The organism is Pseudomonas viridiflava (assembly GCF_001642795.1).
GTDB classification, from domain to species: Bacteria; Pseudomonadota; Gammaproteobacteria; order Pseudomonadales; family Pseudomonadaceae; genus Aquipseudomonas; species Aquipseudomonas viridiflava.
Map to the genome: position 1 here is coordinate 134,379 of NZ_LKEH01000025.1, position 17,352 is coordinate 151,730.

The following is a 17,352-nucleotide window of genomic DNA, read 5'->3' on the forward strand; positions in this document are numbered from 1 at the left end:
CCCTGACATACCGCGTCGGCTGGATCGCCGGCAAGCCGCCTCCCACAGTCCGTTGGTTGCAGCAAGACTTGTGGTTAACGATGATCGCTGGGGCTTGGGAACGATCAGGGTTTACCGCGCGCTGATCGTGCCCATCGCGCGTGGGCATGCATCCCGTGACGCTCTGCGTCACATTCTTGAGCGGACGCAGTGCGTGGTAACGATCATCAGGCGATGGAGTTGCTCGAGAAAAGAACCCGCTTAAGCCTCAGTGCCCTCTGTGCGGCGCTTCCAGATCACCCGAGAACAGGTCGTCTTCTGCATCCGGACTCACCGGAATGGCGTGTTCTTCCGATGCCCAGGCACCGAGGTCGATCAGTTTGCAGCGGTCCGAGCAGAACGGACGGTTGGGGCTGGCCGCGCTCCATTCCACGGGCGCGCCGCAGGTTGGGCATTGAACGGTCATTGGTTGGCTCATGATTGGCCTCCACGCAAAGTAAGGTAAAAGTGGTGCAGCCGCTCGACTTCGCTTTTCAGCCAGGCAGTATCCTGATCGTTGACCAGCACATCGTCGGCATGGCGCAAGCGCTCTTCGCGTTGCACCTGAGCCTTGAGGATGGCCTGGACCTGCTCTTGGCTTGAGCTGTCGCGCAGCATGGTGCGCTCTATCTGCAGTGCCTGGGGTGCATCGATCACCAACAATCGCTGGACCGTGCGGTACTGACCGGATTCGATCAGCAGTGGTGACACCAGGATGGTATAAGGTGATGTGGCACGCGCCAGATACCGGCTGATTTCCTGATTGATCAGCGGATGCAGCAGTGACTCCAGCCAGCGCCGTTCTTCGGGCAGTTCGAAGATCAGCTTGCGCAGCGCACCCCGATCCAGCTCACCGCTGGTCTGCAGAACGCCTGCGCCAAAGTGCTCGACGATTTGTTCCAACGCCGGCCGTCCAGGTTCCACGACCCAGCGCGCAGCATGATCGGCATCCACGGTATGAATGCCTAGGTCGATGAAGCACTGCGCTGCCGCACTTTTACCGCTGCCGATGCCGCCAGTCAGGCCGAGAATCCAGGGTTTTTGATCAGGGTGGGTCATTTGAAACCGGCAAACTGCAAATAGGAGTCGGTTATTTGACCACCCCAGAGCAAAGCGATCCACCCCGCGATGGCCAGATAAGGACCGAAGGGGATCGGAGTACCGGATTCGACATTGCGCAATCGCATCATGATCACGCCGAGAATCGCGCCCACCAGCGACGACAGAAGGATCGTCTGCGGCAGGATCTGCCAGCCGCCCCACGCCCCGAGCATGGCCAGCAGTTTGAAGTCGCCGTAGCCCATGCCTTCCTTGCCTGTGATCAGCTTGAACAGCCAGAACACCGACCACAACGACAGATACCCCGTCACGGCACCCCACAAAGCGTCGCTTAACGACGTGAACAGACCAAATGCGTTGACGATCAGGCCCAGCCACATCAACGGCAGTACCAGTGAGTCCGGCAGCAGCTGGGTGTCGGCGTCTATCAGGCTCATCGCCAGCAAGCCCCAACTCAGCACCAGCATTGCTGCCGTCTGCCAGCAAAAGCCGAAATGCCAGGCCACATAGGCCGACAACACCGCACAGACCAGTTCGACCAGCGGATAGCGCTTGCTGATCGGAGCCTTGCATTGCGAACACTTGCCGCCAAGCATCAGGTAGCTGACCACCGGCAGGTTTTCCCAGGGACGGATCTGATGCGCGCAGTGGGGGCAACGGGAGTGGGGGAGGATCAGGTTGAAGGTGGGCTGTTCAGGCTCGGCGGGCAGGCCGAGCATTTCACGAGACTGGGCTTTCCAGTCGTTCTCCATCATTTTGGGTAAGCGGTAGACCACGACGTTGAGGAAGCTTCCGATCAGGAGACCGAGTACGGCAACGAAAATAACGAAGGCCAGCGTTGAGCTGGCCAGAAAGTCGAGGAGGGGCATGTCAGACAACGTTTCCAAGTTTGAATATCGGCAGATACATGGCGATCACCAGACCGCCGACGATGACCCCAAGTACCGCCATGATCATTGGCTCCATGAGGCTGGTCAGGCTGTCGACCATGTTATCGACTTCATCTTCGTAATAGGTGGCGACCTTGTCGAGCATACTGTCCAGTGCTCCGGACTCTTCCCCGATGGCGGTCATCTGGATGGCAAGGCTCGGGAAAACGCCAGTGGAGCGCATCGAAAAGTTTAGTTGCATGCCCGTTGAGACATCTTGCTTGATCTTCATGACCGCATTTCTGAATACGACATTACCGGTTGCGCCCGCAACCGAGTCCAGGGCTTCGACTAGCGGGACGCCTGCAGCAAAAGTGGTTGCGAGTGTCCGAGCGTACCGCGCCACCGACGACTTGAAGATCAACGGCCCAATAATAGGGATTTTCAACAAAAATCTGTCAATACTGTCGCGAAACTTCTGTGACTGTTTATAGGACCGTTTGAACAGAAAAATGCCCGCGATGAAAAGGCCAAGAATTGCAAGCCACCAAGTTTGTACTATCTCCGAAAGCCCTATCACCATGAGCGTGAAAGCAGGCAGTTCCGCTCCGAAACTGGCAAAAACCGATTGGAACTGGGGAACCACTTTGATGAGCAAAATACCGGAAACAATGATAGCCACCACCAGAACTGCAGCTGGATAAGTCATGGCTTTCTTGATCTTGGCTTTCAGCTTTTCGGTTTTTTCCTTGTAGGTCGCAACACGATCCAGCAGGCTTTCCAGAGCTCCCGCCTGCTCGCCAGCGTCCACCAGATTGCAGAAAAGATCATCGAAGTGTTCTGGCTTTTGTCTGAGGGCGGTCGCAAAACTGTTACCTGCAGATACTTCTTGTTTCAGTGAGTCGACAAGAGAGCGCATGTTCGGATTCTCCGAACCTTCGCTGATGATGTCGAACGACTGCAGCAGTGGAACGCCAGCCTTCATCATCGTCGCCATTTGCCGAGAGAAAAAAGCGATGTCCAGCGGTTTGATCTTTTTACCCCTGCCGAAGATCGAGACCGTTTTCTTCCTCACTTTAGTCGGGTTGATGCCCTGCTTACGAAGTTGAGCCTTGATCAGCGCCGGATTGTGGCCACTCAATTCACCGCTGATCTTGCCGCCTTTCTTGTCTACGCCTTCCCAGGTGAAAACACTGACTTTGACTGCTTTACTGGCCATGCTTAATCCTTGGTCACGCGATTGACTTCTTCCAGGCTGGTAATGCCCTGCATAGCTTTCGACAACCCTGATGTGCGCAGGTCATTGAAACCATCCTTGCGCATCTGCCTGGAAATCTCCAGCGAGTTGCCTTCTTCCATGATGATGCGCTCCAGTTCCGGCGTTTTTTTTACGACTTCGTAAATCCCGACTCGGCCTCGATAGCCGCCGTTGCAGTGTTCGCACCCGACCGGGCCGTACAGTTTGAAGGTGCCGACTTTCGACTCCGGGAAGCCTTCCTTGATCAGCGTCTCGTGTGGGACGTCGACTTCCTTCTTGCAGTGGCTGCACAGCTTGCGCGCCAGTCGCTGAGCAATGATCAGATTGATCGCCGTGGCGATGTTGAATGCCGCAACACCCATGTGGTGCAGGCGTGTCAGGGTTTCTGCTGCGCTGTTGGTGTGCAGCGTCGATAACACCATGTGGCCGGTCTGAGAGGCCTTGATCGCAATCTCGGCGGTTTCCAGGTCGCGAATCTCACCGACCATGATCACATCCGGGTCCTGACGTAGAAACGCGCGCAACGCCTGGGAGAAGTCCATGCCCTGGCGCGGGTTGACGTTGACCTGGTTGACGCCCTCCAGGTTGATCTCCACCGGGTCCTCGGCGGTTGAAATATTGATATTCACGGTGTTGAGAATGTTAAGGCCCGTGTACAACGAAACGGTTTTGCCCGAGCCGGTCGGGCCTGTCACCAGAATCATGCCCTGCGGCTGCTTGAGCGCTTCCAGATACAGCTCTTTCTGATCCGGCTCGTAGCCCAGCGCATCAATACCCATCTGTGCACTGGTCGGATCGAGAATCCGCATCACGATCTTCTCGCCCCACAGCGTCGGCAGCGTGTTCATCCGGAAGTCGATGGATTTGGTTTTGGAAACACGCAACTTGACCCGGCCGTCCTGAGGCTTGCGCCGCTCCGAAATATCAAGGCTGGCCATCACCTTCAGACGCGCTGCAATACGGTTTGCCAGATTGATCGGCGGCCGGGCGGCTTCGTGCAGAATCCCGTCGGTACGAAAGCGTACGCGGAAAACCTTTTCATAAGGTTCGAAGTGCAAGTCGGAGGAGCCCAGCCGAATCGCATCCAGCAGCATTTTATTGACGAAACGGACGACTGGAGCGTCATCGGCATCATCGCGGCTGGTAATGGATGTTTCTTTGGCGCTCTCGCCCGGTTCTATGTCCAGATCCAGGTCAATATCCGCCAAAGATCCCAAGCCACTGTCGCTGTCGAAGAACCTGTCGATGGCAACACTGAGTTTGTCGTCTTCAACCAGAATCGCTTCAGTGTTCAGGCCCGTGCTGAACTGTATATCGGTCACAGCCTGATGGTTGGTCGGGTCCGAGATGCCAATAAAGAGCCGGTTGCCGCGACGCCATAGCGGCAGCGCGTGATGCTGACGAGCGAGCTTTTCGCTTACCAGCCCTTTGGGCTGATTTTCTTTATCCAGGCTGGAGAGGTCCATGAACGGCACGCCGAACTGCTCGGAGGCCATTTCTGCGAGGGTCAGACTCTTGACCAGTTTGTTCTGGACCAGATAGCTGACCAGCGAAATCTTGTCGCGTCGCGCCTGCTGGAATGCCTGCTGGGCAGCTTTTTCGGAAAGGAGCTCGGCGGCGACCAATTGCTTGGCCAGACCTGTTAGGACAACGACATCACTCATAAAACCACCAGATACAGACAGTGGAAGGGTTATAGCGCAGTCGAGCAGTGCTGCCAAATGAGAGTGAGGGGTGTGACGAAAATTGTCAGTTTCTGCTGATTTCTGAGCTGAGTGAGGTGCGTTAAAACTGGTTTGAATGCCAGAATTGAGGTCTGTATCACATTGGCATGCTGTGTGCTTTAGCCTCTCCAAGGCACACAAAATTGACGCCTCGGAGAAGTACGCGATGAAAGCACAAAAAGGTTTTACGTTGATCGAATTGATGATCGTTGTAGCGATCGTTGGTATTTTGGCTGCAGTGGCAATACCTTCCTACCAGAACTACACCAAGAAAGCGGCTTATTCTGAAGTCTTGGCTGCCATGGCGTCCGTGAAAACTGCCGTGGGTCTTTGTACTGTGCAAGCTGCAGCTCTTACCGAGTGCGACACAGCAGCGAAAGTCGGTGCGACCTTGCCTGCAGGTGTTACTACTGGCGCCGTAAATACCATCGCTATTGGCACCAACGGTGCTATCACAGCCACACCAAATGCGTACAAAGGTATTGTTGCGACTGAGACTTGCACTCTGACTCCAAGTGCTCCAGGTGGCGGAGCGGTTTGGACGTTCAGCGGGGCTTGTGTAACTGCTGGCTACGTACGGGCCAACTGATTAATTAGTTAGATGTACTAGTCTTTTCTGTGCCGCCGAGATAGCTCAGCCCGGTAGAGCAGCGCACTCGTAACGCGAAGGTCGCAGGTTCGATTCCTGTTTTCGGCACCAGCAACACCCCAAAAAGCCTCGAATCCTTACGGATTTCGAGGCTTTTTGCGTTCAGTCACCCGGTTGCATCTTGAGTATCTGCCTCAGATGCAGTCATCCCGGTTCATGCTGTTGATCAGCTTGCTGAACGCCCGTTGCAGGTCTTCCGAGTCTCGTTTGATGGGGTTGTTGATTTTCCACATCATTTCACTGGTGCTTTCGCGTTTGTATCGGCCTGTTCGCGCATTGCTGACCGCTTCTCGTCCTTTGCCGACGAAACTATTCAGATCGCTCAGCGTGATAGAGCAGTTGGGCGGACGTTTCTGCTCGCGGGATTTCTTGTCCCAGCCTTCGATCATTTGGGCAGTATGGTTAAGGCTTTCTTCGAGGGGTTTGGCCTTCGCTTCGCTGCCCGCGCTTGCGAAGAAGTCGCTGGCCAGCCGTGCGGACTCCTTGCCGTACACGACGATACCGGCACGGTAGTAGGCCAGGGTGTCTTTTTCAGCGTTATCGAAGGCTGTTCGGGTGTTGATTTCGTCGCGCCTGCGAATACCGTCAAAGAATACGGCTTGGGCTTCGGCTACGTCTTTCATGGCCGCCTCCAGGGCCGGCTCCATTTCCCGTGCCTTTTTGCCGTCGTCTGCGAGATAGCCTTTGGAGTCACTGTAGTTGGCCAGTTCGCCATGGATAGGTTCCAGTTTGGCCAGTGCAGCCAAGGTGTTCTTTGCGGGCTCATCGAGTTCCGGCATCGGGAAGCTGATGGCAAGCGCTTGGTTCAGTTTGCGTTGCAGGGTGCTGATGTCGTAAGGACTGAACAGCGTGTAATCAGTCACTTTCTTGCCTGGAGCCAGCTTGCCGGAGTAGAGCTCGACACGCTTTTCCAGCAGTTCGCCGAAGTCCTCGCCCTGATTTGCGGCATCAACGTAGGCGTTGTATTTCTCGATTTCTACCTGCTCGGTGCTCACGCTTTGTTGAGTCGAGTTGGCAGGGTGCGAGGCGCTTTTGGGGGTGTCGCCTTTGTCGCATCCCGCCAGGGCGAGCCCCAGCGAAACCAGTAATGCAGCCAGCGTACTTCTTGAGTGCAATTTTCTCTTCCTTCCATGAGGTTTTAGGGGGTGTTAAAAAGAGTGCGGCGGGGGCGTTACCAGTCGAACAGGCCGACGTAGACTTTCTGGTCAGCGCCATAGCCGCAGCCCGCAGTGTCCATGCGCACCGACGCTTCAAGTTTGCCCTTGATCAGGCGCAGGGCCTGGGTCTGCGCCAAGCAATTGGTGCCGGGTGCTGGTTCACGCTCATTACGCATCACCAGAACAATAGGGGTGTTATTGAACATTTCGACACGGGCATTGCCGTGTTTGTCGGGGCCGAACTGGCAGGGCCAGGCCATTTCCAGCACACGCAGGCTCTGGTCAGGTTCCGACAGGGCGCAGCGGCCTTGATGATCGATCAGCTGCAGGTGCTTCTGGCCGAGCGTGACACTCAGAGGAGGAGGCGGACTTGCTTGCGCATGAGTGGCCGCGCAAAGCAGTAAACCAAAAGCAACGTAATGCGCGAGGCGTCGGTGGTCCTTCATGGGTCAAAGTCCTTGTGGTGTGCGTGCAAGCAGGCACTGTCGCTCCAGGGGTGGCGCAAGGCCTGCATGTGCGTAACAGACGCTGTATTTCAGTATTGGTTCATGGCGGACTGAGTCTGATTGCAGGAGTGTGAAGGCTTTGGCATCGCAGGAAGGTGAAGACCTGTAGCGATTTAAACCGGAAACAAAAATCCCGACCTGAAAAGGTCGGGATTTCGGTGCTGCACTGGAGCCTTACCTCACCACCTGATCCACCCGCGGCTGCGTCGGTCTGCGAAAGCGGCGGCGGATCACGACGACGATCAGCACCAGCAGTACAATCAACACACCAAAGAAGATCGCGTTGAACACCGGGAACGGTTCGTCACGGGTGGTGACAGCTTCGACCTGGGTCACGTTGGGGAACATCGAGAGGATCTGGATGCGCCAGCCGTAGTAACGGATGAGTGCCAGTTGCTGGGAGTTGCGGGAGTAGCCCTGGGCCTTGGCCTGGATGTCGGCAGAGTCGAACTTGAAGTACCACGGGAAGCTCCAGCCGGTGTCTTCGTTGCGGTAGACCACAACGTTTTTGTTGTCCGGGTGCTCGGTGTTGATGAAGTACACGTCGCGGGTCGGGCCGTCGGCCGGGTTTTCGGCGTTGATGACGCCGTCGGCGTCCATTCTTTTGACTTCCACACCGGTGATCATCACGACATCATGGCGCGGCAGGACGTAATAGAGGCTTAATGCGCCGATCCCGAATGCTACGAATACCACAAGCCAAATCGACCTTTTAAGCCACTTCATACCAGCGTCCTCTGTTTAAAATTGCGTGACTTTGCCTTAATCCGAACATTTCGAAGCAAAACAGTTATTACAAAATTCGACAAGGCCGTTTGAGGCGGACCTGTCCTTTGGAGATTTACATGATTTGGTTCCTTGAAGGGCAGTCCAGCCAGCGTGAAGTGATCATGGGCGCTCGCGATGCCTTGCCTGCTTCGGTGCAGATTGTCGCATCCCATCGCCAGTTGCGGTCGGAGATTACCGGGCAGGCCGATGTGGCCCTGCAGGAACCGACCGACAACGACGAGCGCATCGACTGGGTCGTCGAGACGGCCCGCACACTCGGCGTCAAGGTGATCGTCGCCGGGCGCGTCGGCGGCCGTTACGAAGAACAGCGTGAGCGCTTTGTTGCTGAAGGCTTGGACCTCGTCACCGGCGGAACGTCGCTGAAGACCTTTCACGATGTCGACGACAAGAACCGTTTCACGGCTGCGGCCGAAGCGGCTGGTCTGGCCTGCATCCCGGGCATACTGGCAAGTAATGCCCAGGAGTTACAGGCCGCCTATGACGCGCTGGCCGGTTCGGGCGAGGTGTGTATCAAGCCTACGGTCGGGATCTACGGACAGGGCTTTTGGCGTTTCAAGGAAGGCGTCGATGATTTCCGTTGCTTCGCCAATCCCGATTCGCGTGAGACGACCTTCAGCGCGTACCTGAATGCCTATCGCCAGTCCGAAGACCGTCCGCCGATGTTGCTGATGCCTTATATGCCCGGCAACGAGTGTTCGGTGGACATGGTCTGCGAGCAGGGCAAGGCAGTCGCTTTTGTCGGGCGGCGCAAGCTGGGCCTGAACCAGACCTTCGAGCGCGACAGCGAGGCGGTTCGTCTGGCGGTCCGCGCCGCAGAGCATTTTGCCTGTGACGGACTGATCAATGTTCAGACCCGCGACGATGCCGACGGCAAGCCGCGCTTGCTGGAAATCAACCCGCGCTATTCGGGCGGAATTGGATATACGCGGGAAACCGGCATCAATCTGCCGGGCATTTTCGCGACGCGACGTTTGGGCTTGAAAGAACCGGAAACACATTGGCTCGACGATATTCGGGTCAAGGCCATCACCGTTGCCGTGCGGGCCACTGTATGATCCGCACAATAGATTTTTGCTATTACTAATCGCTCTTATCAGGGAGGATCGGGCATGAAGGTTCTGGCGCCAGGTGCAAATACCGCTTTAGCAAATCCCCTGTGCACCTGGAATCTGGACAGTGGCCGGTCTTCGGTTTTTGGCGAATATGCGGCAGTCGCGCTACTCGCTGTCGATGACAAGCGACAGCCCAAGGGCGATCCGGCGCTGCTGCATCAAGAACAGAACTGGATGGAGTGGAGCGGCGGCCCGCAGAACGTGGGCTGTACGCTGAAGCTGGATCGACTGCCAGCCGGCAGTGACCGGGTGCTGTTGATGGTGTACGTGTTCTCGGCCACCGGGCCGGTTCGCGAGATCGGCAGCCTGCATCTGCAGGTGGACGGCGAGATCGAGCATCGCATCGATCTTCGCGACAACGGCGAAGCGGCGATCATCATCGGCGAGTTCTACAAGCGTAACGAACAATGGAAATTCCGTGCGTTGAGCGAAGGCTCGGCGTATGGCCTGTCTGCTTTCGGGCGCAAGATCGGGCTGGAGGTCGATGATCGTCATCCCCGGCGTCCGGCGGGCGCTCCGAACGGCGGCGGCTCGCATCATCAATCGGCGACCGGAACAGCCTTCGTCGTAGGACCTGCGCACGTGATGACCTGTGCACATGTCATCGAAGAGATGAGCGTCTTCTATATCAACTCGCTGGAAGGCCGTTACAAGGCCGAGCCGGTGGTGATCGATCGGCGTAATGACATCGCTCTGCTGCGCGTGCAGGGAGCCTCGCCGTTATCTACTGTTACGTTTCGCGACGGTCCTGGCTGCGAGCCAGGTGATAACGTCGTGGTGCTGGGTTATCCACTGGCCTCCATTTCCGGCGGCGGTTTGCAGGTGACGCAAGGTGGCATATCCGGGCTGTTCGGTCTGCACAGCGACGCCAGCCTGTTCCAGTTCACAGCGCCCATTCAACCCGGCTCCAGTGGCAGCCCGCTGTTCGACAGCGGCGGGGCGGTCATCGGGATGGTGACGTCCACGGTGCCGGACGGGCAAAACATGAACTTCGCGGTCAAGTCCGCACTGATTCTGTCCTTTCTGCAGGCGTGCCGCATCGATGCGCCGCACGCCAGATCGGAAAGGACCTACACCACTACAGAAATTACGCGTGCTGCCCAGTCATCGCTGTGGCTTGTCGAAGCCTCACGCGAGTGACGTCGGAAGGTCTCTTCAGAAGCCGTTTTCGACACGCAGGCGCCAGGGGTTGCGACCCCGCTAATCAGGAATTATCGATGGACAGCAGCGCAGCTTCTTCCACACCCGTCAGGCTTCGTGCTGATCTGCTCCGGGGCTCCCTCAATGTGAGCGTCAACGCGTCCACGATTGCTCCGGACTCATTGTTCGGCTTTGCTGAACGCCGTAATCCCAAGCGTGCCTTCCTGTTCGTTTCGCGAGTGCTTGGGCGGCACATACCGGTTCGCCCGAGCCTGATGCTCAAAAGCTTTCAAGACCTCGCGCACAAGATTCCCGCCGACCTGCCTGGCCCGGTGCTGGTTATCGGCATGGCCGAAACCGCTGTCGGTCTGGGAGCTGGCGTGCATCGTGCCTACAGCGCCACGCGTGCGGATGCGTTGTATCTGGTCAGCACGCGTCATCCGACAGGCACCGACCTGTTCGCGCGCTTCGAGGAAGAACACAGCCACGCCAGTGCTCATCTGATCCATTTGCCGACCGACCCTGCGCTGCGCGACATGATGCTCAATGCCCGTTCGCTGGTCCTGGTCGATGACGAGGCGTCTACCGGCAAGACGTTTATCAACCTTCATCGCGCGCTGGTCGATGCCGGACTCGACAAGCTCGAACGCGTCGTGACCTGCGTGCTGACCGATTGGTCGGCAGGCGCGGTCAGCACTTCGATGGGTGCAGTGGCCGAGCAGGTCTCGCTGTTGCAGGGTTCCTACTCGTTCGATGAAGACCTGAGTGCGCCCATGCCTGAGATGCCTGAAGTCGGCACCGTCGCCATGGGCGACTGGCCGTTGGTCACAGCCAATGACTGGGGCCGATTGGGCGTGCTGTCGGTGGACGACACGCTGGCCCCGAACATTCAGGTTGCCAAGGGCGAACGGGTTCTGGTGGTGGGCACCAGCGAGTTCGTCTGGCGACCGTTTCTGTTGGCCGAGCGTCTGGAAAAAGCCGGAGCCGACGTGCATTTCAGCTCGACCAGCCGTTCGCCGATTGCGCTGGGACATGCCATCGATCACGCGCTGTCGTTCTCCGACAATTACGGGCTGGGCATCCCCAACTTTCTCTACAACGTGCGTCCTGGACAGTTCGACCGGGTACTGATCTGCACCGAAACGCCGAGCCAGGCCGTGCCTGCCGAGCTGATTGACGCGTTGAATGCCGAGGTTATCTGCGATGAATGATGTCCGCCCGTTGATCTTCGTCGATCTGGACGACACGTTGTTCCAGACCGCCCGCAAAACCCCTGCCGATATCGAAAAGCATGTCGCCACGCTCGACATCAGCGGTAATGCCAACGGCTACATGACCAACGTGCAGAAGTCGTTTGCCCACTGGTTGCTGGCGCACTCCGATGTGGTGCCGGTGACGGCGCGCAGCGTCGAGGCGTACAGCCGGGTCAAGCTGCCGTTCACCGCAGGGGCCATCTGCTCGCACGGCGGCGTCATGCTTGACGTGGTCGGTCGCGTCGACAAGGACTGGCACGAGCAGATGAAGCAGACGCTCGCTGCCTATCAGACGCGTCTACATGAGTTGTCGGCCGCCACGCTGGCCATCGGTCAGGACATGGGTGTGTCACTGCGCGGTTGGGTCGTTGAGGAAACTCGACTGTTTCATTACGTGGTCACCAAGCACAACGAAAACGACGACAGCATTCTGACCCGAGTGCTGGCTGAGGTGCAGGCGCGCGGCTTGCTCGACGGCATGCATGTGCATGGCAACGGCAACAATCTTGCGTTTTTGCCCAATGGTCTTGCCAAGCGCTACGCCGTCCAGGAATGGCTGCTTCGCGACAAGGCGGTGAATGGCGAACGCCCGGTGCTGGGTTTTGGCGACAGCATTACCGACCTGGGTTTCATGGATGAGTGCCATTGGTGGGCCACGCCCGCCCGCAGTCAGTTGGCCAGGATGTTTGTCGGGGCTGCGCATGAGTAATCCGGTTCACGGGCTGGATACCGTGGGGAGCGGCAGTTATCTGGAAAACGATGTGCATTTCCTGCTGCGTCGCGTCGAGATGCAGACGACGGATGTACAGGAAAAGGAGCGTCTGATTCAGACGCAGCAAAAACACTACTCGGAAATGATCAGCGAAGAAGCGGCCCCGAGCGAAGCCCATCAGGCCTTGTTCGAGCGTACGCTGGCGCAGAATGGCGCTCGTATGGCCGCAGACGTTCAGTCCCTGGCGCAGGCGCTGGACCTTGAATGCCCAGGACCCGAGATTGTTCTGGTGTCGTTCGTGCGCGCCGGCCTGCCGCTCGGCGTGCTGTTGCGTCGTGCCTTGATTGACCTGGGGCGTGAAGCGCATCACTACGGCATCAGTATCATTCGCGACCGTGGTATCGACACGGTGGCGCTTGAGGCCATTATCGAAGCCCACGGCGCTCGGAACATCGTTTTCGTCGATGGCTGGACCGGCAAGGGTGCGATTTCCGGCGAGATCAAACGCAGTCTGGCAGGTGATGTCCGTTTTCCTGAGCTGCCGCGCCTTGTGGTGCTGGCCGATCCTTGCGGCAGCGCCTGGCTGGCGGCGTCCAGTGAGGACTGGGTGATCCCGTCCGGCATTCTGGGCGCAACCGTTTCCGGACTGGTGTCGCGCTCGATCTGGCCTGCCGAAGGCGGATTGCATGGCTGCGTGGTCTACGATCAGTTGCAGGCCCATGACGTGACCCGGTCGTTTATCGAACAGATCGAGAACCATCGGCGGGGCCAGAGTTCTACTGTCACGGTGACACCATGGACGGCCGAGCAGCAGTTCAAGCTCAAATCGGCTGCGTCTGAGGTCGTCCAGCGTCTGGCCGAGCGTTTCGAAATCAGCAACCTGAACCGCGTGAAACCGGGCATTGCTGAAGCAACGCGTGCGGTCATGCGCCGTGTGCCGGACCACGTGCTGGTCCGCGACACCTCTGACAGCGATGTGCAGTTGCTCATGCACCTGACCGAGAAAGCGGGCATCCCTGTCGAGCAGGTCGGCAGTGCCCTTGGGCCCTACAGGGCGGTAACCATCATCCGGAGTCTGAGCTAATGGCCTTATTCTCGCCTTATGCACTGGGGGCCACGTTGTACATGCCCGCCACCCGCGACGACATTCTGGATGTGGTGTTCGCTGAAAAGCTGCCCGAACTGCGCTCGCTGGTCGTTTGCCTGGAGGACGCCGTTGCACTGATCGACATCGAGACGGCGCTGGTCAACCTTCGTCAGGTCCTGACCCGTATTCACGATCGGGGCGGCCGTCCGGCCAATGGTCCTTTGCTGTTCGTCCGTCCGCGCGACGCAGCGATGGCGCGCATCCTCAATGACTGGCCGCTGATGGCTCATGTGGACGGCTTCGTCGTGCCCAAGCTTTCGCTGAAAACCCTGAGCAGTTGGGAGCAGGCCGTGACCAATCCGGCGCTGGCGCTGATGCCGACCTTGGAGACGCCGGAGGTGTTCAATCCGACGGCAATGGTCGAACTGGGGCAGGCCTTGAAAGCCAATCTGGACGAGCGGATCATTGCCTTGCGCATTGGTGGTAACGACCTGATGGGTTGCCTGGGGCTGCGCCGCAACCCCGCGATGACCCTGTACGGAACGCCGATGGGGTATGTCATTCCAATGCTTGCTGGCGTGATGGGCTCGCAAGGGTTCGCGCTTACCGCTCCCGTGTTCGAACAACTGGCCACGCCCGACATCCTGCAGCAGGAATTGACCCTGGATATTGCCAATGGTCTGGTCGGCAAGACCGCAATTCACCCATCGCAGGTCAATATCATTCAGAATGCACTTCGCGTCAGCCTTGAAGACATGAATTCGGCCCGGATGATTTTGAACTCCGTCGCGCCGGCTGTGTTCAAGTACAACGACGCGATGTGTGAACCGGCGACCCATTACAAATGGGCGACCCACATCATGGAGCGCGCCAAATGGCATGGAGTGCTACCCGCACCCGCTTCGATCATGGATGCCAGCATTCGACTCGCTGAGGCAGTTAGCTAGATGATAGAACCTGACCTTGAAATCGAAGTGGAACAGCGCCTGCTGGCGGTGTTCGACTTTGACGGGACCATTACCCGACACGACAGCTTCGTACCTTTTCTCAAATTCGCCTTTGGACAGCGCGCCTTTTCCGTGCGCATGGCCAGACTGGTATTGCCCAGCATCGGTTACCTGACCAAACGCGTGACGCGCGACGAGCTCAAGGGCCGTCTGATCAAGGCGTTCCTGACCGGCGTCGAAGCGCAGTGGCTCCAGCAGAAAGCCGAGGCGTTCTGCGAACTCTACTGGAAACGCCTGATGCGTCCGGCCGCGCTGGAGTCGATTGCGGCTGAGCTGGAGAAGGGTGCCATTGTCACGCTTTGTTCAGCTTCGCCTGCTATGGTCCTGCAACCGTTCGCCGATCGGCTGAAAGTCGAGCTGATCGGAACCAATCTTGAAGTGATCGACGGCAAACTGACCGGTTTGATCGAAGGCAGCAATTGCCGTTGCGACTCCAAGGTTGCGCGACTGGAAAGTGTTTACGGACCGCTCAATAAATTCCGCCTGCGCGCCTGGGGCGATACGCGAGGCGATCACGAATTGCTCGCTGCAGCGCAGGATGCACACTGGCGCCACTTCCATCCGACGTGGCGAAAAGGACGTTACAAGGGGCCCATTAACGCCAAGTTACACAATCCTGATGGCAAAGATGGGCCAACACGGTAAGGCTGTAACACTTTTACCCGACTTCCGTAGTTCACATGGAGCGAAAAATGGCACTCACTTTGGCGAAAAACCAGACGATCTCACTTGAGAAAACCGCTGGTACAGGCCTCAAGAAAGTCAGCATGGGCCTGGGATGGGACCCGGAAAAGGCAAGTGGATTCTTCGGCAAACTGTTGGGCGGCGGCGGTGGCGACATCGATCTGGACGCTTCATGCATCATGCTCGACGCTGACAAGAAGCCTCTTGATCTGGTCTGGTTCCGTCAGCTGCAATCGCGCGATGGTGCCATTCAACACTCCGGCGACAACCGCACCGGTGAAGGCGCGGGCGATGACGAAACCATCAGTGTCGATCTGGAGAAGCTGCCCGCCACCGTGAAATACCTGGTCTTCACGGTCAACTCCTTCACTGGACAGAACTTCGAGAAAGTCGCCAACGCCTATTGCCGCATCGTCGATCTGGGCACGCGTAACGAGCTGGGCCGCTTCGACCTGTCCGAAAAGGGTCAGCACACTGGCGTCGTGATGTCTTACCTGTCGCGTACACCAAGCGGCTGGGATTTCACCGCCGTGGGCCAGGCCACCAATGGTCGTACCGCTGACGATCTGGTCGATCTGGCCATCGGAGCCGTACGCGCATGACCCAACTTGTCCCAGGCGCCAATGCGCCAGTAGCTGCCGGGCCGTTGACGGTTGATGTCAGCTACTCCCCTCTGGCGGGCGCGGACATCGATGTGTCTGCGTTCCTGTTGACCAGTTCAGGCAAGGTCCGTGGCGATCAGGACATGTGCTTCTACGGCCAGAAAAGCGTGAACGGCGGCGCGGTCCAGTTGACGGAAACGTCGGCGGGTCGCGCCGTTTTCACCCTTGACCCCAGCCGTCTGGACGCGGTCATCGAGAAAGTCGCTCTGACCGCGACCATTTATGAAAACAAGGCCAGCTTCGACAGCGTTTCGCGTCTGGCGTTGACCATCACCGGCGGTATCGAATCGGACATTCCCACCAGTGGCATGAAAGAAACCGCGCTGATTCTGGGCGAGTTCTATCTGCGGCAGGGGGCCTGGAAATTCCGTTGTGTGGCGCAGGGCTTTGCAGGCGGTCTTGAGCCGCTGGCAAAAAACTTTGGTGTTGAAGTCGCAGCCCCTCAGGATCAGCCTGCACCTGCACCTGCACCTGCACCTGCACCTGCACCTGCACCTGCACCTGCAGCGCCGCCGCCCGTCAAGTCGACGGTGAGCCTGAGCAAGATCACGCTGGACAAGACGCGCGCCTCGGTCAGTCTGGAAAAGACCAGTGCCGGGTTTGGCGAGATCCGCGTCAACCTGAACTGGAACCGTCGCAGCGAGGCCAAGAGCAGCGGCTTCTTCTCGATGAAGAAGAGCAATGCCATCGACCTTGATGTAGGCTGCCTGTTCGAATTGCAGGACGGCCTCAAAGGTGCCGTTCAGGCGCTGGGCAATTCATTTGGTTCGCTCAACACCGAGCCCTTCATCAAGTTGATGGGTGACGACCGCACCGGCTCTGTCAGCGATGGCGAGTGGTTGCACATCAACGGCGCTCATTGGAGCAAGATTCGCCGGATTCTGGTTTACGCGTTCATCTATGAAGGCGCGCCAAACTGGAAAGAGACCGACGGAGTTGTCACTATCCACGCCCCGGGCCAGCCGCCCATCGAGGTCCGCCTCAATGAAGAAGGTGGTCGTCAGGGCATGTGTGCGATCGCCTTGCTGGAAAATGACAACGGTGCCGTCAAGGTGACGCGTCGTGTGGATTTCCACAACGGTCACAGCAACATGGACAAGGCCTATGGCTGGGGCATGCGCTGGGCTGCCGGTTCCAAGTAAACAACATTCTGATATTTCTGAAGCTGGCCGTGCCGCTTCACAGGAGATGGACATGCTGGACTGGTTGAAAACAAACGCAACAGCGGCTCGTGACAAACTGGCCACCGAAGTCTCGAAATTCAAGAACCGTGAATTCATGGATGCCGTGGTTTCCGGTTGCGCTCTGGTATCTGCCGCCGATGGCGATATCAGTTCCAGCGAAAAGCAGAAGATGGCGGGCTTCATCCAGAACTCTCAGGAACTGAAAGTTTTCGACATGAAGGACGTTATCCAGGGCTTTCAGGAAGCGTGCTCCAAGTTTGAATTCGACTTTGAAATCGGTCGCGCCGAAGCGTTGAAAACCATCGGCAAGATCAAGAAGAAAGAAGATGCCGCCCGTCTGCTGGTGCGTGTCTGCTGTGCCATCGGTGGTGCAGATGGCAGCTTCGACGAGAAAGAGCGGGAAGTCTGCCGCACGATCTGTCGTGAGCTTGGCCTGAACCCGTCCGATTTCGACCTGTAATTTTTTACCCTAAGGAACGCAG

General features: G+C 57.8%; 19 protein-coding genes and 1 tRNA gene. 12 read left to right on the forward strand and 8 right to left on the reverse strand.

Annotated features, from left to right (window positions below; translation table 11 throughout):
* Window positions 1-247: 247 nt before the first annotated feature.
* From yacG to pilB, 5 genes are read right to left on the reverse strand one after another with little or no spacing between them, the layout of a single operon-like run.
* The gene (gene yacG / locus AO065_RS11300) at window positions 248-457 is read right to left on the reverse strand and encodes a DNA gyrase inhibitor YacG (protein WP_004887444.1); all 210 of its coding nucleotides are present in this window, start codon (window positions 455-457) and stop codon (window positions 248-250) included.
* Entirely contained in the window at window positions 454-1,077 is a 624-nt protein-coding gene (coaE, locus tag AO065_RS11305) for a dephospho-CoA kinase (RefSeq protein ID WP_004887446.1), read from the reverse strand. The genes yacG and coaE overlap by 4 nt, the downstream gene beginning before the upstream one ends.
* Window positions 1,074-1,946 carry a prepilin peptidase gene (locus tag AO065_RS11310; protein WP_004887447.1) on the reverse strand — a complete coding sequence of 291 codons (873 nt, stop codon included), beginning with the start codon at window positions 1,944-1,946 and terminating at the stop codon, window positions 1,074-1,076. Before AO065_RS11310 ends, coaE begins: the two co-directional genes overlap by 4 nt.
* 1 nt (window position 1,947) lies before the next feature.
* Window positions 1,948-3,165 (reverse strand): type II secretion system F family protein, encoded by a 1,218-nt coding sequence (locus AO065_RS11315; protein WP_004887449.1) that lies wholly within the window; start codon window positions 3,163-3,165, stop codon window positions 1,948-1,950.
* A 2-nt stretch (window positions 3,166-3,167) separates the two neighbouring features.
* Window positions 3,168-4,868: a type IV-A pilus assembly ATPase PilB gene (gene pilB, locus AO065_RS11320; RefSeq protein WP_004887450.1), complete on the reverse strand. Its 1,701-nt coding sequence runs from the start codon at window positions 4,866-4,868 to the stop codon at window positions 3,168-3,170.
* A 226-nt stretch (window positions 4,869-5,094) separates the two neighbouring features.
* On the opposite strand from pilB, the gene AO065_RS11325 reads away from it, so the two are divergent.
* Together AO065_RS11325 and AO065_RS11330 are read left to right on the forward strand one after the other, a co-directional pair.
* Complete coding sequence (locus tag AO065_RS11325; RefSeq protein WP_004887452.1) at window positions 5,095-5,517, forward strand: pilin; 423 nt, start codon at window positions 5,095-5,097, stop codon at window positions 5,515-5,517.
* A gap of 34 nt (window positions 5,518-5,551) precedes the next feature.
* A tRNA-Thr gene (locus tag AO065_RS11330) sits at window positions 5,552-5,628 on the forward strand.
* Between the two features lie 83 nt (window positions 5,629-5,711).
* Here the strand turns inward: AO065_RS11330 and AO065_RS11335 are convergent.
* From AO065_RS11335 to AO065_RS11345, 3 genes are all read right to left on the reverse strand, one after another.
* Window positions 5,712-6,692: a YiiG family protein gene (locus AO065_RS11335; RefSeq protein ID WP_004887454.1), complete on the reverse strand. Its 981-nt coding sequence runs from the start codon at window positions 6,690-6,692 to the stop codon at window positions 5,712-5,714.
* A gap of 56 nt (window positions 6,693-6,748) precedes the next feature.
* Window positions 6,749-7,180, reverse strand: coding sequence for a hypothetical protein (locus AO065_RS11340; RefSeq protein ID WP_004887456.1), 432 nt, complete (start codon window positions 7,178-7,180; stop codon window positions 6,749-6,751).
* 234 nt (window positions 7,181-7,414) lie between these two features.
* The gene (locus AO065_RS11345) at window positions 7,415-7,966 is read right to left on the reverse strand and encodes a DUF1523 family protein (protein ID WP_004887458.1); all 552 of its coding nucleotides are present in this window, start codon (window positions 7,964-7,966) and stop codon (window positions 7,415-7,417) included.
* A gap of 119 nt (window positions 7,967-8,085) precedes the next feature.
* On the opposite strand from AO065_RS11345, the gene AO065_RS11350 reads away from it, so the two are divergent.
* From AO065_RS11350 to AO065_RS11395, 10 genes are all read left to right on the forward strand, one after another.
* The gene (locus tag AO065_RS11350) at window positions 8,086-9,084 is read left to right on the forward strand and encodes an ATP-grasp domain-containing protein (RefSeq protein ID WP_032652363.1); all 999 of its coding nucleotides are present in this window, start codon (window positions 8,086-8,088) and stop codon (window positions 9,082-9,084) included.
* A gap of 54 nt (window positions 9,085-9,138) precedes the next feature.
* Complete coding sequence (locus AO065_RS11355) at window positions 9,139-10,281, forward strand: trypsin-like peptidase domain-containing protein (RefSeq protein WP_004887461.1); 1,143 nt, start codon at window positions 9,139-9,141, stop codon at window positions 10,279-10,281.
* A 77-nt stretch (window positions 10,282-10,358) separates the two neighbouring features.
* Window positions 10,359-11,492 (forward strand): phosphoribosyltransferase domain-containing protein, encoded by a 1,134-nt coding sequence (locus AO065_RS11360; protein WP_004887463.1) that lies wholly within the window; start codon window positions 10,359-10,361, stop codon window positions 11,490-11,492.
* Window positions 11,485-12,243: an HAD family hydrolase gene (locus tag AO065_RS11365; protein WP_004887464.1), complete on the forward strand. Its 759-nt coding sequence runs from the start codon at window positions 11,485-11,487 to the stop codon at window positions 12,241-12,243. The genes AO065_RS11360 and AO065_RS11365 overlap by 8 nt, the downstream gene beginning before the upstream one ends.
* Complete coding sequence (locus tag AO065_RS11370; protein ID WP_004887466.1) at window positions 12,236-13,330, forward strand: cysteine protease StiP family protein; 1,095 nt, start codon at window positions 12,236-12,238, stop codon at window positions 13,328-13,330. Before AO065_RS11365 ends, AO065_RS11370 begins: the two co-directional genes overlap by 8 nt.
* Window positions 13,330-14,280, forward strand: a complete 951-nt coding sequence (locus AO065_RS11375; protein WP_004887468.1) for an HpcH/HpaI aldolase/citrate lyase family protein — start codon at window positions 13,330-13,332, stop codon at window positions 14,278-14,280. The genes AO065_RS11370 and AO065_RS11375 overlap by 1 nt, the downstream gene beginning before the upstream one ends.
* Window positions 14,281-14,985 (forward strand): HAD family hydrolase, encoded by a 705-nt coding sequence (locus AO065_RS11380; protein WP_004887470.1) that lies wholly within the window; start codon window positions 14,281-14,283, stop codon window positions 14,983-14,985.
* 47 nt (window positions 14,986-15,032) lie between these two features.
* Entirely contained in the window at window positions 15,033-15,626 is a 594-nt protein-coding gene (locus tag AO065_RS11385) for a TerD family protein (RefSeq protein WP_004887472.1), read from the forward strand.
* Window positions 15,623-16,828 (forward strand): TerD family protein, encoded by a 1,206-nt coding sequence (locus AO065_RS11390; RefSeq protein WP_054540847.1) that lies wholly within the window; start codon window positions 15,623-15,625, stop codon window positions 16,826-16,828. Before AO065_RS11385 ends, AO065_RS11390 begins: the two co-directional genes overlap by 4 nt.
* A gap of 52 nt (window positions 16,829-16,880) precedes the next feature.
* Entirely contained in the window at window positions 16,881-17,330 is a 450-nt protein-coding gene (locus tag AO065_RS11395) for a tellurite resistance TerB family protein (protein WP_004887475.1), read from the forward strand.
* Window positions 17,331-17,352 lie beyond the last annotated feature (22 nt).

Coding starts and splice junctions, on each gene's coding strand:
- AO065_RS11370 (WP_004887466.1), top strand. CDS start 12,236: ATGAGTAATCCGGTTCACGGGCTGGATACCGTGGGGAGCGGCAGTTAT.
- AO065_RS11345 (WP_004887458.1), bottom strand. CDS start 7,966: ATGAAGTGGCTTAAAAGGTCGATTTGGCTTGTGGTATTCGTAGCATTC.
- AO065_RS11325 (WP_004887452.1), top strand. CDS start 5,095: ATGAAAGCACAAAAAGGTTTTACGTTGATCGAATTGATGATCGTTGTA.
- AO065_RS11395 (WP_004887475.1), top strand. CDS start 16,881: ATGCTGGACTGGTTGAAAACAAACGCAACAGCGGCTCGTGACAAACTG.
- AO065_RS11360 (WP_004887463.1), top strand. CDS start 10,359: ATGGACAGCAGCGCAGCTTCTTCCACACCCGTCAGGCTTCGTGCTGAT.
- AO065_RS11365 (WP_004887464.1), top strand. CDS start 11,485: ATGAATGATGTCCGCCCGTTGATCTTCGTCGATCTGGACGACACGTTG.
- pilB (WP_004887450.1), bottom strand. CDS start 4,868: ATGAGTGATGTCGTTGTCCTAACAGGTCTGGCCAAGCAATTGGTCGCC.
- AO065_RS11340 (WP_004887456.1), bottom strand. CDS start 7,180: ATGAAGGACCACCGACGCCTCGCGCATTACGTTGCTTTTGGTTTACTG.
- yacG (WP_004887444.1), bottom strand. CDS start 457: ATGAGCCAACCAATGACCGTTCAATGCCCAACCTGCGGCGCGCCCGTG.
- coaE (WP_004887446.1), bottom strand. CDS start 1,077: ATGACCCACCCTGATCAAAAACCCTGGATTCTCGGCCTGACTGGCGGC.
- AO065_RS11390 (WP_054540847.1), top strand. CDS start 15,623: ATGACCCAACTTGTCCCAGGCGCCAATGCGCCAGTAGCTGCCGGGCCG.
- AO065_RS11310 (WP_004887447.1), bottom strand. CDS start 1,946: ATGCCCCTCCTCGACTTTCTGGCCAGCTCAACGCTGGCCTTCGTTATT.
- AO065_RS11355 (WP_004887461.1), top strand. CDS start 9,139: ATGAAGGTTCTGGCGCCAGGTGCAAATACCGCTTTAGCAAATCCCCTG.
- AO065_RS11350 (WP_032652363.1), top strand. CDS start 8,086: ATGATTTGGTTCCTTGAAGGGCAGTCCAGCCAGCGTGAAGTGATCATG.
- AO065_RS11315 (WP_004887449.1), bottom strand. CDS start 3,165: ATGGCCAGTAAAGCAGTCAAAGTCAGTGTTTTCACCTGGGAAGGCGTA.
- AO065_RS11380 (WP_004887470.1), top strand. CDS start 14,281: ATGATAGAACCTGACCTTGAAATCGAAGTGGAACAGCGCCTGCTGGCG.
- AO065_RS11375 (WP_004887468.1), top strand. CDS start 13,330: ATGGCCTTATTCTCGCCTTATGCACTGGGGGCCACGTTGTACATGCCC.
- AO065_RS11385 (WP_004887472.1), top strand. CDS start 15,033: ATGGCACTCACTTTGGCGAAAAACCAGACGATCTCACTTGAGAAAACC.